The sequence below is a fragment of the Paenarthrobacter sp. PPS72 genome (assembly GCF_048537125.1).
GTDB classification, from domain to species: Bacteria; Actinomycetota; Actinomycetes; order Actinomycetales; family Micrococcaceae; genus Arthrobacter; species Arthrobacter nitroguajacolicus_E.
Genome location: NZ_JBLYIE010000061.1, coordinates 13,656 through 27,972, shown reverse-complemented (window position 1 = coordinate 27,972; position 14,317 = coordinate 13,656). Strand labels below are relative to the sequence as shown.

9 protein-coding genes are annotated in these 14,317 nt (G+C 63.0%); 5 read left to right on the top strand and 4 right to left on the bottom strand.

All coding sequences use genetic code 11. The features are described from left to right. The 3 genes from pheT to ACLRGI_RS20620 all read left to right on the top strand — a co-directional run bounded on the left by pheT (position 1) and on the right by ACLRGI_RS20620 (position 4,381). Positions 1–2,544, top strand: coding sequence for a phenylalanine--tRNA ligase subunit beta (gene pheT / locus ACLRGI_RS20630; RefSeq protein ID WP_419203329.1), 2,544 nt, complete (start codon positions 1–3; stop codon positions 2,542–2,544). 200 nt (positions 2,545–2,744) lie between these two features. Then, entirely contained in the window at positions 2,745–3,611 is an 867-nt protein-coding gene (locus ACLRGI_RS20625) for a trypsin-like serine peptidase (RefSeq protein ID WP_419203328.1), read from the top strand. A gap of 131 nt (positions 3,612–3,742) precedes the next feature. Next, on the top strand, positions 3,743–4,381 hold the full coding sequence (locus ACLRGI_RS20620; RefSeq protein ID WP_419203327.1) for a 4'-phosphopantetheinyl transferase family protein: 639 nt from the start codon (positions 3,743–3,745) through the stop codon (positions 4,379–4,381). Here ACLRGI_RS20620 and ACLRGI_RS20615 read toward each other — a convergent pair. From ACLRGI_RS20615 to ACLRGI_RS20600, 4 genes are all read right to left on the bottom strand, one after another. Continuing rightward, the gene (locus ACLRGI_RS20615) at positions 4,378–5,721 is read right to left on the bottom strand and encodes a M1 family metallopeptidase (RefSeq protein WP_419203326.1); all 1,344 of its coding nucleotides are present in this window, start codon (positions 5,719–5,721) and stop codon (positions 4,378–4,380) included. The genes ACLRGI_RS20620 and ACLRGI_RS20615 overlap by 4 nt on opposite strands. 12 nt (positions 5,722–5,733) lie before the next feature. Then, positions 5,734–9,645 carry a Pls/PosA family non-ribosomal peptide synthetase gene (locus ACLRGI_RS20610; protein WP_419203414.1) on the bottom strand — a complete coding sequence of 1,304 codons (3,912 nt, stop codon included), beginning with the start codon at positions 9,643–9,645 and terminating at the stop codon, positions 5,734–5,736. A 154-nt stretch (positions 9,646–9,799) separates the two neighbouring features. Beyond that, entirely contained in the window at positions 9,800–10,765 is a 966-nt protein-coding gene (locus tag ACLRGI_RS20605; RefSeq protein ID WP_419203325.1) for a quinone oxidoreductase family protein, read from the bottom strand. An 85-nt stretch (positions 10,766–10,850) separates the two neighbouring features. Continuing rightward, the gene (locus tag ACLRGI_RS20600; protein ID WP_419203324.1) at positions 10,851–11,939 is read right to left on the bottom strand and encodes a fatty acid desaturase family protein; all 1,089 of its coding nucleotides are present in this window, start codon (positions 11,937–11,939) and stop codon (positions 10,851–10,853) included. A 167-nt stretch (positions 11,940–12,106) separates the two neighbouring features. On the opposite strand from ACLRGI_RS20600, the gene argC reads away from it, so the two are divergent. After that, on the top strand, positions 12,107–13,150 hold the full coding sequence (gene argC, locus ACLRGI_RS20595) for an N-acetyl-gamma-glutamyl-phosphate reductase (RefSeq protein ID WP_419203323.1): 1,044 nt from the start codon (positions 12,107–12,109) through the stop codon (positions 13,148–13,150). Then, positions 13,147–14,313: a bifunctional glutamate N-acetyltransferase/amino-acid acetyltransferase ArgJ gene (gene argJ / locus ACLRGI_RS20590; protein WP_419203322.1), complete on the top strand. Its 1,167-nt coding sequence runs from the start codon at positions 13,147–13,149 to the stop codon at positions 14,311–14,313. The genes argC and argJ overlap by 4 nt, the downstream gene beginning before the upstream one ends. Positions 14,314–14,317 lie beyond the last annotated feature (4 nt).

The window sequence follows — 14,317 nt, the reverse complement described above, 5'->3', positions numbered from 1 at the left end:
GTGCGTATCCCACTTTCCTGGCTGCGTGAATTCGCGCAGGTTCCGGCCGATGCTACGGCCGAAGACGTCATGGCTGACCTGGTCAAGGTCGGCTTTGAAGAAGAAGAAGTCCACCGACCCACCGATGAACTGACGGGCCCCGTAGTGGTTGGCCAGGTTCTGAGCCTGGTCAAGGAACCACAGACCAACGGCAAGACCATCAACTGGTGCCAGGTCCGCGTGGTTCCCGAGGGGCAGGAGCAGACCCTTACCGGCAAGGGCATTGATCCGTCCGGTGTACAGGGCATCATCTGCGGTGCGCACAACTTCGTGGAAGGCGACAAAGTTGTTGTCACCCTTCCCGGCGCCGTGCTGCCCGGCAATTTCCAGATCTCCGCACGGAAGACCTACGGTCACCTGTCCGCGGGCATGATCGCTTCCGTTCGCGAGCTGGGCATCGGCGATGACCATGACGGCATCCTGGTGCTCTCGAGCATCGGCCTGGATCCGGAAATCGGCACTGACGCGATGGAACTCCTTGGCCTCTACGACCAGGCAGCGGAAATCAACGTCACACCGGACCGCGGATACGCGTTCTCCATCCGTGGCGTAGCGCGCGAGTACGCCCATGCCACCGGAACCACCTTCGTGGACCCGGCGTCGAAGGTCTCGGCTCCAGCAACCCTTCAGGGCGGCTACGGCGTCAAGCTCAACGACGACGCTCCCATTTACGGCAAGCCGGGCTGCGACCGGTTCGTGGCCCGCACGGTCCGTGGCGTGGATGCTTCGCGACCCACCCCGCCGTGGATGTCCGCGCGTCTTCGGCTGGCCGGCGTTCGTTCCATCTCACTGCCGGTTGATATCTCCAACTACGTCATGCTTGAGCTCGGACAGCCAAACCACTGCTACGACCTGGATAAGCTCTCGGGCGACATCGTGGTGCGTCGTGCCGTGGCGGGGGAGAAGATCACCACCCTCGATGACAAAGAGCGCACGCTCGACGTCGAGGACCTGCTGATCACCGATGACTCCGGCGCCATCGGCATCGCCGGTGTCATGGGCGGTGCCCACACTGAGGTGTCCGATTCCACCACCAACATCCTGGTGGAAGCCGCACACTTCGACGAAGTCTCGATCGCCCGTTCCCGTCGCCGCCACAAGCTGCCGTCCGAAGCTTCCAAGCGCTTTGAGCGCGGCGTTGACTGGCACGTTGCCAACATTGCCGCCCAGCGCGTCGTGGACCTCCTGGTTGAGCTCGCCGGTGGCATCGCAGATGAGGCCGGGACCGACGTCGGAACCGCCCCTGACGCTGTCACGATTGAGCTGCCTGCAGAGTTCGCAGCCGCTCGCATTGGCATCGACTTCACTGACGAGCAGATCACCACCTCGCTGGTGGACCTGGGTGCAACTGTGGAGAAGACCGCTACTGGCTACCTGGTGACCGCTCCAAGCTGGCGCAATGATCTTGAAACCAAGGAAGACCTCTCCGAGGAAATCGCGCGGCTGGTGGGCTATGACAACATCCCCGCTACTCTTCCCGTCGCGCCTCCGGGCCGTGGCCTGAGCCGCAGCCAGCAGCAAAGGCGCAGGGTTGTCCAGGCGCTGGCGGATGCAGGGCTCACCGAGGTGCTGTCCTACCCGTTCGTCTCCAAGGCAGCAAACGATACTTTCGGTGTTGCCGCCGAGGGTGAAGCGCGTCCTGCCTTGAAGCTGGCGAATCCCATCAGCGAGGAAAACGGCTTCCTCCGGACGTCCATCCTGCCGGGCTTGATCGAGGTTGCCCGCCGCAATCACTCACGCGGCTTCCGCGATCTGGCTCTTTATGAAGCCGGTTCGGTCTTCCTTCCAGGCGAGAAGCTGGGCACGGATTCCATCCCGCCGCTGGGCGTCAAGCCTTCCGACGAGGTACTGGATACCCTGTACGACGGCGTCCCGCACCAGCCGCTGCATATCGGCGCAGTTCTTACAGGCCATGATTCTCCCGCTGCTGCCACTCACACGCCGCGTGCGTGGGATTGGGCGGACAGCTTGGACGTTGCGCGTCTCATGGCAGATGTCCTCGGTGTGGAACTCGTCGTCAGCCAAGGAAGCCATCAGGCATTCCACCCGGGACGGGCTGCCCAGCTGGCGCTCCGCAACGGTGACGTGGTGGGTTACGCCGGTGAGCTTCACCCGAAGCTCCTTGCCGCCCACGATATGCCTGCCCGGTCCGTAGCGGTTGAGGTCAACGTGGAAGCGCTGTTTGAGGCTGCCGCTGACGTGATCGTGGCCAAGCACATCTCCGGATTCCCCGTGGCTACGCAGGATGTTGCCTTGGTTGTGCCGCAGGACGTTCCGGCGGACCAGGTTCTGGCTGCCCTCCGCGAAGGAGCAGGAGCACTTCTTGAAGATGTCGCGCTGTTCGATGTCTATGTTGGTCCGGGCATCGAAGACGGCAAGAAGTCGCTGGCTTTCGGCTTGCGTTTCCGTGCCGAGGACCGCACGCTGACCGCTGACGAGGCTTCCGAAGCACGCGCAGCGGCCGTGGCCGTGGCGACTGAGCGCTTCGGAGCAGTCCAGCGCTAAGCCCCCAGCGCTAAACGACCCAGCATCAGGGTGAATCCCCGGGACCAAATGGTTCCGGGGATTTTCCCTTTATTGAGATTCGACTCCCAGCATCTTGACAGATCATTCACACATGTATGACAGTTTTGTCATACACATGTGAAACATGTGTATCACATCCCTCGCACGGTTCGCTGAGAGCCGTCCCTTGAAAGGTACCCATGAAAAAGCAGAATGTTGCTTTGCTGTTCGGGGCTGCAGTAATGGCTTTGACGTCCTCCCTTGGCGGAGCTGCAGTAGCCTCAGAGTCGACGCCGCAAGCAACCACCGCCGAGGTCCAGCCTGTATCCCACACAGTAGACAAGTCGCAGGTTTCCGGTTCTGCGGCCTCACCACTGGCTGACAAATACACCATCTCTGCGCCCACCAAGAGCGGCGGCGCCTCCACGGACTCCGTCATCGGCGCTGATGGCCGCGTTCGGATCACCAACACCACGGCGGCACCGAACAAGTCCATCGTTCAGATCGAATTCAACGGCGGCTACATCTGTTCCGGCGCGCTGATCTCCGATGACACCGTGCTGACGGCTGGACACTGCGTGCACGAGGGCGGCACGGGTTCAACGGCAGATTATTCATGGGGCGTTAAGGTGGCGCCTGGCCGCAATGGAACTACGGACCCGTACGGTACCTGTGGAGCCACGCAACTCCTGACGGACCAGCGTTGGATCGACTCGGCCAACACCAATGCCGACTGGGGCGTTATCAAGCTCGACTGCACCATCGGCAACACCACCGGATGGCTGAACTACACCGGCACCACCGCAAGCCTGAACGGCACCAACGTGGCCGTTCGTGGCTACCCGGGGGATAAGGCGTTCGGCACCATGTGGTCCATGACCGGACCCATTGAGAGCACCACCACCGAGAAGGTCTACTACAAAATGGACACCTTCGGCGGCCAGAGCGGAGCGCCTGTCTACAACAGCTCCAACACCATCATGGCCATCCACACCAACGGTGGCAGCTCCAATTCGGGCACCCGCATCACTCCAACCCTGGCGAACTACCTGACTTCGGTGAAGTAGCCCGGCTGGGTTAATCCAGATATCAGTGTTCCCCGCAGCGAGTGTGGCTGTGGGGAACACTGGCGTCGGGAGCGAGGCATATCAACATCAGGCTACAGTTTGCTGGGGACACAGCCGTGAGAGGGGTCGTGATGCACAGCCCGGTGCTTGATCTGCGCAGGCTCGATGATGCGTTTCATGCGGGCGCCGGCCTCAAGCAGCTCGATGAGCCGGCCCAGGCGCGTGCACTTCGCTACGCCAAGCCTGCGGACCGGGATGAGTTCATCGCCGGCCGGCTGGCCTTGCTGGACTTTGCCGCCTCGCTCCTCGACGTGCCTCTTGAACGGCTCGTCCCTGACTATCGCTGCCCACAGTGCGGTCCAGGGCAGGACCATGGCAGGCCAGCATTCACGGTCGACGGCGGCCCCGCACCTCTGGCGCTGAGCGCGTCCCGGGCGTCGGGCTGGGTGCTGCTGGCCGCCGTCGTACATCCAGCGGACGGCGTCCGGCTGGGGGTGGACCTTGAGGCTATAGGCCAGGCAGGATTCGAGGGCTTCGACGACGTTGCGCTGACAGCAAACGAGAAGGACTTTCTGGCATCCATCCCGGAACAAGATCAAGCCAGTCAACGGGCCCGCCTGTGGGCGCGCAAAGAGGCGTGGCTGAAGATGACGGGGGAAGGCCTGAGGCGGAACCCCGCAGAGCTGGACGTGCTGGAACTGCCCGGACTGAGAGATGTCACCGAAAGAGAACTGCCTGACGGACTGGTTGCCGCGCTGGCCCTCGGTTAGCGAGCGGAAGGCAGCGGCGGCAGCGACGTTTCGTACAGCCACGGCCGGAGGATCGAGGCACAATCAAAGCCGGGAATGAACGAATCCGCTGCCTCAATGAATGCCTCCGTTGACACTGAGCCATGCCGGTTGGTGGCAGTCCAGTGCTGAAGGAAACCAAAGAACGCTTCATCCCCGGCGGCCATCCGCACAGCATGCACGGCCAGGGCGCCGCGCTTATAGACGCGGTCATCAAACATCAGCTCGGGACCGGGGTCACCCACCAGCAAGTCCTGCGGTCCGGCGTCGAGCCTTTTCCATGCGGCCGTTGCCCGCGCAGCAACGGTCATGGTGCGGGATTCCTCGGACCACAACCACTCGGCATAGCAGGCGAAGCCTTCATGCAGCCAGATGTCTTTCCAACTGCTGACCGTCAACGAGTTACCAAACCACTGGTGGGAAAGCTCGTGCGCGATCAGGCGCTGGGCATCCCAGGTGTCACGCATGTGGTTTCGCCCGAAGATGGAGACGGTCTGGGCTTCGAGGGGAATTTCCAGCTCGTCTTCGGTAACTACCGAGGTGTAGTCAACGAAAGGATATGGGCCGAAGCAGTCCTCGAAGGTCCGCATCATGTCCGGCTGCCGGCGGAGGCCCTGGAGCGCGTCCACTGCCATTTCGGGAGTGACTGCCACGAACTGGGGGACCCGGTGATGGGTATCGTCCACGTGCAAGGGAACCTTGACGTAGCGCCCGATCTGCACGGTCGCCAGGTACGTGGCCATGGGTTCGTCCTGCTCGTAGACCCACGTTTCCCGACTGGATTTCCGGGAGTGCGAGACGAGCCTGCCGTTGCATACCGGCCGGTAGTTGTCGTCCGTGGTTACCGAGATGCGGTAGGTCGACTTGTAGCGGGGATGGTCGTTGCAGGGGAACCAGGACGCCGCACCGTTTGGCTGGCCGGCCACCAGTACGCCGTCGTTCAATTCTTCCCAGCCCACATCGCCCCAAAGGCCGCGGCGCGGCTGCGGATTGCCGTCGTAGCGGACCTCAAGGGAGAACTGCTGGCCCGCCTTGAGCGGGGCGGCAGGGGCCAGTACCAGGTGCTCCGCGCGGTGGCTGAACTTCTGCAGCTTCTTGCCGTCCAGCTGAACCTTGCTAGCCCGCAGGCCCACCAGGTCAAGGACGATCTGGGTCAGCGGTTCAAGGGCCGTGCATCGCAGGACCGCCTTGCCGATCAGCTTGTTGCTGCCCAGCCTGACATCGAGGTCCAACTCGTACCTGTCTACCCGGTAGCCCGTGCTGCCGTGGTCCAGGGTGTAGGGGTCGGCTTTGGTCGTGGGGGTAGTGATTGGTGCGGTCATGATCCGTCCAATCTACTTGAGGCGCGGTGCTTGTGCTGACGGACCCACCCACGGGCTCACGGGGTTGCCCATCCAATACGTCCCGGCCGGGACAGTTTCGCCGCGCATGACCAACGACGCCGGCCCAACAGTACCGCCGTCGCCGATGCTCGCTGCGGGGAGAATGACGCCGTGCGGGCCCATCGTGGCACCGTTGCCAAGCGTCACGGTGTCAAGGCTCATCACCCGGTCGTGGAAGAGGTGCGTTTGGACCACGCAGCCACGATTGACTGTGGAGTTCTCGCCCAAGGTCACGAGGTCAGCTTCGGGGAGCCAGTAACTTTCGCACCACGTCCCGCGTCCAATCTTGGCGCCGAGTCCGCGCAACCACCACACCAAGGCGGGAGTTCCGGCAGCAGACCGGGCAAACCATGGGGCACTGACCATTTCGATAAACGTGTCCACCACCTCATTGCGCCAAATGAACGAGCTCCATAGCGGGTGCTCGCCGGAGCGGATGGTCCCTACGAGGACCCATTTGGCCACGATGGAACTGAGCGCGGCCACAGCACCCGCTGCCAACATCACCACGCCTCCCAGAAGCGCAGCTACCCAGTAGCCCCACCCTCGGGCGATCCCGTCCAACACCAGCATTACAGCAGCAGCGATAGCCACTGTGAGGATCACGGGAATTAGTCGGCACAATTCCCACAAGGCCCTCGCGATCTTCAGTTTGAGGGCCGGGCGGAAGGTTCGTGTTTGGTCAGCGTCGACGGCGGTGCGGCGCAACCTGACGGGGGGACTGCCCAGCCATGAGGTGCCGGACTTTGCTTTGGCGGGCGTGGCTGACAGCACCGCGACCAGGGAGTTCTTGGGCACGTTCCGTCCTGCGGCCGTCATGCCGGAGTTGCCCAGGAAGGAGCGCTTGCCGATCTTGGCGGGCGCGATTTTCATCCAGCCCCCGCCAAGCTCGTAGGAGGCAACCATGGTGTCGTCCGCCAGGAAGGCGCCGTCGCCGATGGTGGTCATCTTCGGAACAAGCAGCACCGTTGAGGCTTCCACGTTCTTGCCCACCTTGGCCCCGAGGAGTCGCAACCAGAGCGGCGTGAAGAGGCTCGCGTAGACGGGGAAGAGGAGGTCCCGGGCCATGTCCAGGAGGCGTTCGGTGGCCCAGACCTGCCAACCGATGCGGCTGCGCACCCGGTAGTAGCCCTCTTTCAGGCCCAAGCCCAGAAGCCTGGCAACAATGAGGATGAGAACCAGGTTGCCGAAGAACCACACCAGGGCGGCAAGTGGGAGGGCCAGGGCGATCTGCGGAAGTGCTGTTTGCAGAGACTCGTGGCCTTGGATGAAAGCCAGGACCACCAGCGCGCCGGCGAATGCAGAGATATAGGGGATGAGGGACAGCAGAGCCGAAGCGCTGGCGAAGGCGGAGAACCAGAGCCGGTCAACCACGGGCCGCCGGCTGACGGTTTCCGGCCATTCGTGCTTGGCCTTACCGCGGCGCTCCGCGGGAGAGCCGGCCACGAGGTGCCCGGCTTTGACTTTGCCCAGTACCGCAGAACCCGCATCAACGTGAGCACCTGCCCCGATGGTAGCTCCGGGCATCAAGGTACTTCGAGCGCCGACGACTGCGCCTGCTCCCACATGGATTTGCCCGATATGGACGGAGTCACCGTCCACCCACCAGCCGGAAAGATCTACTTCGGGTTCGATGTTGGCTCCGCTGCCCAAGGACAGCAGGCCGGTCACCGGGGGCAAAGAGTGCAGGTGGACGTCCTTGCCGATCTTCGCGCCCAAGGCACGGGCGTAGTAAGGAACGAACGGGGCACTGGCGAGTCCTATGGCACCGGAAAGGTCCTGAATCTGTTCTGCGAGCCATAACCGCAGGTGAGTCTTACCGGATCGCGGGTAGGTGCCAGGTTGAATCTTGCCAAGCAGCACCTTGGCTGCAACTACGGAGATCGCCATCCGGCCCAAGGGGCTGACAAAGATGAGCCAAGATGCCGCGATCCACCACCAGGACACCACGGGGGCTGCAGCAAATCCGGCGAAGTCTGCCAGTAGCTTGTTTGCAGCCATAAGGTAGGTCAGCCAACGCATGCCCACCAGGATGTGCAACGGCACTCCCATGAGTACCTGGAAAATTTGGGACTTCAACGCGGTAGGACGGACGGTGCGTTCAGCGGCGGGCCCCGGCGAACCGCCGTCGGGGAGTGACTGCCGGGCGGCGTCGATCAGCGCGCCGATGCGCGGCGTGGCATAGATATCGGCGACCGTAATGGTGGGGTAGCGGACGCGGAGGGCTGAAACCAGTTGGGCCGCCGCCAAGGACCCACCGCCATAGGCGAAGAAATCCGCGTCGAGCGAACTGACGGGACTGCCCAGTACTGACTCCCACTGCTCCACCACCCAGCGGGCGTCATCTGGAAGATTCAGCGGGGCGTTGCCCGCCTCGGTTGCGCCTGCACCAGCCAGCGGCCAGGGGAGTGCGTGGCGATCCACTTTGCCGCTGGTCTTGGTGGGAAGTGAATCCACCACGGTAAGCAAAGGGATCAAAGCCGCCGGGAGGCTCTCGCCCAGAAGACGGCGGGCCTCGTCCATGCTCAGCTCGTAACCGTCAACGGGCGCGAGGTATCCAACAAGGATCTGGTTACCGGCCGCCGTCGTCTGTACTGCAGCGGCCGCGCCTGCGACACCAGGCAGGGCCTGAAGCGCTGCATCTACTTCCCCCAGTTCAATCCGGCGTCCGCCGAGTTTGACCTGTTCATCGGCCCTGCCCATGAAGATCAGGCCCTCTGCCTCAAAACGCACCAGGTCACCTGAACGGTACGCACGATCCCATCCAAGGGTGGTCATGGCCGCGTACTTCTCGGCGTCCTTGACTGGATCCAGATAGCGCGCGAGTCCCACCCCGCCGATGATCAACTCACCGATCTCACCTTCGGCCACTGGAACGCCCTGCGAATCGACGACCGCGAGGTCCCACCCGTCCAGCGGCAGGCCGATGCGGACAGGGCCGGGAGCGCCCAGGGGAGCGGCGCACGCAACGACGGTCGCCTCCGTGGGCCCGTAGGTGTTCCAGACTTCACGCCCGTCGACTGCCAGCCGCTCGGCCAGTTCGGGCGGGCAGGCTTCACCGCCGAAGATGAGGAGCCGAACATTCTCCAGTGCCTCGGCCGGCCATAGCGCCGCAAGGGTGGGCACGGTGGAGACAACAGTGATTCCATGGTTGATGAGCCATGGGCCCAAATCCATGCCGGTCCTGACCAATGCGCGTGGTGCAGGCACCAGGCAAGCGCCGTGGCGCCAGGCCAGCCACATCTCCTCGCACGAAGCATCGAAAGCTACGGAGAGGCCCGCAAGCACGCGATCCTGCGGGCCGATGGGCTCAGCCTGGAGGAAGATCCGGGCTTCGGCGTCAACGAATGCTGCCGATGAACGATGCTTGACCGCAACGCCCTTGGGAGTACCGGTGGATCCGGAGGTGAAAATGATCCAGGAGTCATCGTCCAATCCGGGCCTGGCAGCTGTGGAGACAGCTTCCCGAGCCGGACCGGAGAACCGTACGTTGAGGCCGGCAGCGATAACTGCCCCTACCTTGGCTTCGTCGAATACTAATCGAGCCCGCTCATCGGGGTCATCCGCATCCACGGGAACGTAGGCGGCGCCGGCCATGAGAATTCCCAGGATGGCGATGTACAGCTCATTGGTGCCGGACGGGATCCGGACGCCGATTTTGTCCCCTCGGCCAAGCCCCGCACTATTCAGTTCCGCGGCAAATGCGCGGACGGCTTTGAGCAGCTCCGTGTAGCTCAACGACTTGTGCCCATCGTCCAAGGCTGACGCCTCGGGGAACGATGAAGCAGTCTCTTCCAGGATGTCGACGAGAGTACGCTCGGCGGGGGCCGCGGGGCCTCCCGGTAGCTGGGGACGGTACGTCATCAGGGCAGGCGTAGTACCGGCCCCAGCGGGATGTTCTGTGCTCACGAGGTCAGCTTTCCGCAGAAAGATGAACAAAAGGTGTCCGGCGTTTCCTGCGCGTCAGGCGATGTTGCCCGGCTGTTCGCTTTTTGCACATCTTGCGTTCAACCAAGGGTCAGGGAACCAGCAGCACTTTTCCGGTTGTGCGCCGGCCTTCCAGGTCCCTGTGAGCCTGGGCGGCTTCTGCTAGCGGGTACGTCGCGCCTACCCTCACAGCAAGGGTGCCGTTGGCGGCGGCGTCGAAAATCTCAGCTGAGCGCCAACGGCGTTCCTGGGCGTTCTGAACAAAGTGCGCCATGGTGGGCCTTGTCAGTGTCAGCGAGCCTCCGGCGTTCAAACGCTGCGGATCGAAGGGCGGCACCGGGCCGGAGGCTGCCCCGAAGAGCACCATGGCCCCGCGAATGCGCAGGCTCTTCAAGGAGTCATCGAACGTGTCCTTGCCCACTCCGTCGTACACCACGTTGACGCCTTCGCCATCGGTCAGCTCCCGGACCCGGTCAGCGAAACCTTCGTAGCGCAGGACTTCATCGGCTCCGGCCAGCGTGGAGAGATCGGCCTTCTCATCGGAGGAGACAGTGGTGATGACGCGTGCCCCGCGGGCCTTCAGCAGCTGGGTCAGCAGGAGGCCGACGCCACCCGCTCCTGCATGCAGGAGCACCGTGTGCCCTGGCTCCACCCGGAAGGATGAATTCATCAAGTAGTGAGCGGTGATTCCCTGCAGCGGCAAGGCCGCCGCGGTGTGGTCGTTGACGCCGTCAGGAACCGGCAGCGCCTTGCCCGCCTCCACGAGGGCGTACTCTGCGTACGTCCGGAGTCCCTCGGCCGTGGCAATGCGTTGACCGACGGAGAATTCCTCGACACCTTCTCCCACCGCCTCCACGGTGCCGGCAGCTTCGGCGCCCGGCGTGAAAGGGTATTCCACTTTGTATGTGCCGCTGCGTTGGTAGGTCTCAATGAAGTTGACCCCGGCAGCTGCGACCTTGATCAACAGCTGGCCGGGGCCAGGCTTCGGTATTTCCACAGATGCGTACTCGAGGACCTCAGGTCCTCCGGACTGCTGTGCAACGATAGCGTGCGTCATGGTGGCTCCTTACTCCGGGGCGGTCCTTCCGGTGCCCGGTTTCAGAATCCATCCTAGGGAGGTTGGGGCCTCCGGTGGTGAACGCCTAGAAGCGTCCGTGCGTCGAGACGACGGGGCAGTCGAAGCCGCGGCCTGCTGCCAGGCCTACTTCGTTCAGATACCTGACCACGATGCCGTAGGACTGAATGAGCGTGGTTTCGGTATAGGAAATGGAATGCTTGGCGCAGAACTCTCGCACGATTTTTGTGGCTTTATACAAGTGGGGCCGAGCCATGTCCGGGAACAAGTGGTGCTCCACCTGACGGTTCAGTCCGCCCAGGAGGAAGTCCATGAAGATGCCACCGGAGATATTCCGCGAGGTGAGGATCTGGCGGTTGAGGAAGTCCACCCGACTGTCCTTGGGGAGGACCGGCATGCCTTTGTGGTTCGGGGCGAACGAGGCGCCCATGTAGAAGCCGTAAACCATGATCTGCACGCCAAGGAAAGCGAATGCCATACCGATGGGCAGGAACGTGAACGCCAGAACCGGGAGGGCGGCAAGCCTCGCTACGAGGATGGGTGTCTCTACCCAGCGGTGACGTACTTTCTGCTTTCCGAAAACGAAGCGAAGGGAGTCAAACTGCAGGCTCAAACCGAGGAGCGTCAGGAGCGGGAAGAAGAACCAACCCTGCTTCTTGGTAAGGAACGCCAAGCGGCCCTTACGTTCGGCGGCAGCATCTTCATGGAAGACCAAGGCGTTGTTCCGGATATCCGGGTCCTTGGAAATGACGTTGGGGTGGTTGTGGTGCGCTCCGTGCTTCTGTTCCCACCAGGAGTAGCTGATGCCGGCCACGCCGGTGGCAAGGAGGCGGGCGGACCAATCATTGGCGCGTCGGGAAGCGAAGATCTGCTTGTGGCCTGCCTCGTGGGCAAGGAAGCTGAGCTGCGTGCACAGGATGCCCACGGCCGCTGCGATCAGAAGCTGGTACCAGGAATCGCCAATGAGGGCGAAGCCGAGCCAAGTGCCTGCCATGAGGAGTACCAAGGCCACGAAGACCCAGATATAGAAGCCGGTACGACGTTCGAGGAGTCCGGCTGCCTTGACGGTCTTGAGGAGCTCTGAGTAGCTCTGGACCACGGGATTTGGTTGAATTGCGCGAGCTTTGGGGCGCTCAGCGGTGGACGTGGGTGACATTTATGTGCCCCGTATCGCTAACGGGCAACGCTGCAGCCGACGTTCGGACTGCACGGTCTGGATCACCCTCCACTAAGCATACGGCTAATCTCCAAAATAATGAGACTGCTCACAACGGCATGCATAAATATCGGACAGCATGAATATTCTTGCTGTACAGTGGAGTCATGACTATTTCTGTTGCCGTCTCCGGTGCCAGCGGCTACGCCGGCGGAGAAGTGCTGCGCTTGCTGGCAGGCCATCCGAACGTCACCATCGGTGCCATCACCGCTCACAGCAACGCCGGTTCCAGACTAGGGGAGTTGCAGCCGCATCTCCACGGTTTGGCCAGTCGGATTCTGGAAGACACCACCGTGGAGAACCTTTCCGGCCATGACGTGGTGTTCCTGGCGCTGCCGCACGGCGCTTCGGCCGAGATCGCTGCGCAGTTGCCGGAAGGCACTGTAGTGATCGACGCCGGTGCTGACCACCGTCTGCAGGACGCCGCAGCGTGGGAAAAGTTCTATGGCTCCGCCCATGCGGGCACCTGGCCTTATGGCCTCCCGGAACTTCCTGGTCAACGCGAGGCCCTCAAAGGTGCCACCCGCATCGCCGTTCCCGGGTGCTACCCGACGTCGGCTTTGCTCGCCCTGACGCCGGGGTTCGCCAGCAATCTCCTCCTGACGGACGACGTCGTTATTGTCTCCGCCTCGGGCACCTCAGGCGCCGGCAAGGCCGCCAAGGTCAACCTGATTGGCGCTGAAGTCATGGGTTCCATGAGCCCCTACGGCGTGGGCGGTGGACACCGGCACACGCCGGAGATTGAACAAGGGCTGTCCAATGCGGCCGGGGAGCCAGTGACGGTATCGTTCACGCCCACGCTGGTTCCAATGAGCCGGGGAATTCTCACGACGGCCACAGCAAAGGTGCGGCCACAGGCAGGGCGCAGTGTCACTGAGGCAGAACTCCGCCAGGCATGGGCGGATGCTTACGACGACGAACCGTTCGTACACCTTCTCCCCGAAGGCCAGTGGCCCACCACCAAGTCGGTCCAAGGCTCCAACCATGCCGTGATGCAGCTGGCCTTCGACGCCCACACGGGCCGCGTGATCGTGACGTGCGCTATCGACAACCTCACCAAGGGGACCGCCGGCGGAGCCGTGCAGTCCATGAACATTGCCCTCGGCCTGGATGAAACCGCCGGCCTGAACCTGCAGGGAGTTGCACCGTGACCATTACCGCACCCAAGGGATTCCGCGCCGCAGGCATCAAAGCCGGCATCAAGGCATCGGGCAACCCGGACCTGGCCCTTGTGGTCAACGACGGTCCGTCAAAGACTGCCGCAGCCGTCTTTACCTCCAACCGTGTGGCTGCTGCTCCGGTTCACTGGTCTCGCCAGGTGGTCAGCGACGGGCGTGTGGACGCCGTGGTCCTGAACTCCGGTGGAGCCAACGCCTGCACCGGTCCGCAGGGCTTCCAGAACACCCACGCCACCGCAGAAAAGGTGGCAGGGGTACTGGGAGTCTCAGCTTCGGACGTCGTGGTCTGCTCAACCGGCCTGATCGGCGAGCAATTGCCCATGGACAAGATTCTGCCTGGTGTCGAGGCTGCTTTCCGCGAGTTGTCCGAGGATGGCGGCTCCGCTGCCGCCACGGCAATCATGACCACGGACAGTGTGTCCAAGGAAGCCGTCTTCACCGGCACCGATGCCCAGGGAAAGCAGTTCACCGTGGGAGGCATCGCCAAGGGCGCCGGCATGTTGGCGCCGGGCCTGGCAACGATGCTGGTGGTTCTGACCACCGACGCCGAAGTTCCTGCAAATGAACTCGACGTCGTCCTCCGCGACGCCACGCGCGTCACGTTTGACCGTGCGGACTCGGACGGTTGCATGTCCACCAACGACACCGTGGTGCTGCTGGCGTCCGGGGCGTCCGAGGCTTTGCCCTCTGCAAAGCAGTTGAGCGAAGCCGTCACCCACGTGTGTGCCGACCTGGCACGCAAGCTCATCGGCGATGCCGAGGGCGCCAGCCACGACATCGCAATCCGGACGTTCAACGCCGCCAGCGAACGCGATGCCGAAATCGTCAGCCGTAGTGTTGCCCGTTCCAACCTGTTCAAAGCTGCCATCTTCGGCAAGGACCCCAACTGGGGTCGCGTGCTCTCGGCTGTGGGGACAACCGACGCCGTCTTCGAGGCCGACCAGCTCAACGTCGCCATGAACGGTGTGCAGATCTGCCGCAACGGCGCAATCGGCGATGACCGCAACCTGGTGGACCTGGAGCCGCGTGAAGTGCTGGTCGAAATTGACCTGCAGGCCGGCGACTCAGAGGCCACCATTTGGACAAACGACCTCACGCACGACTACGTGCATGAGAACAGCGCATACTCGAGCTGAGCGG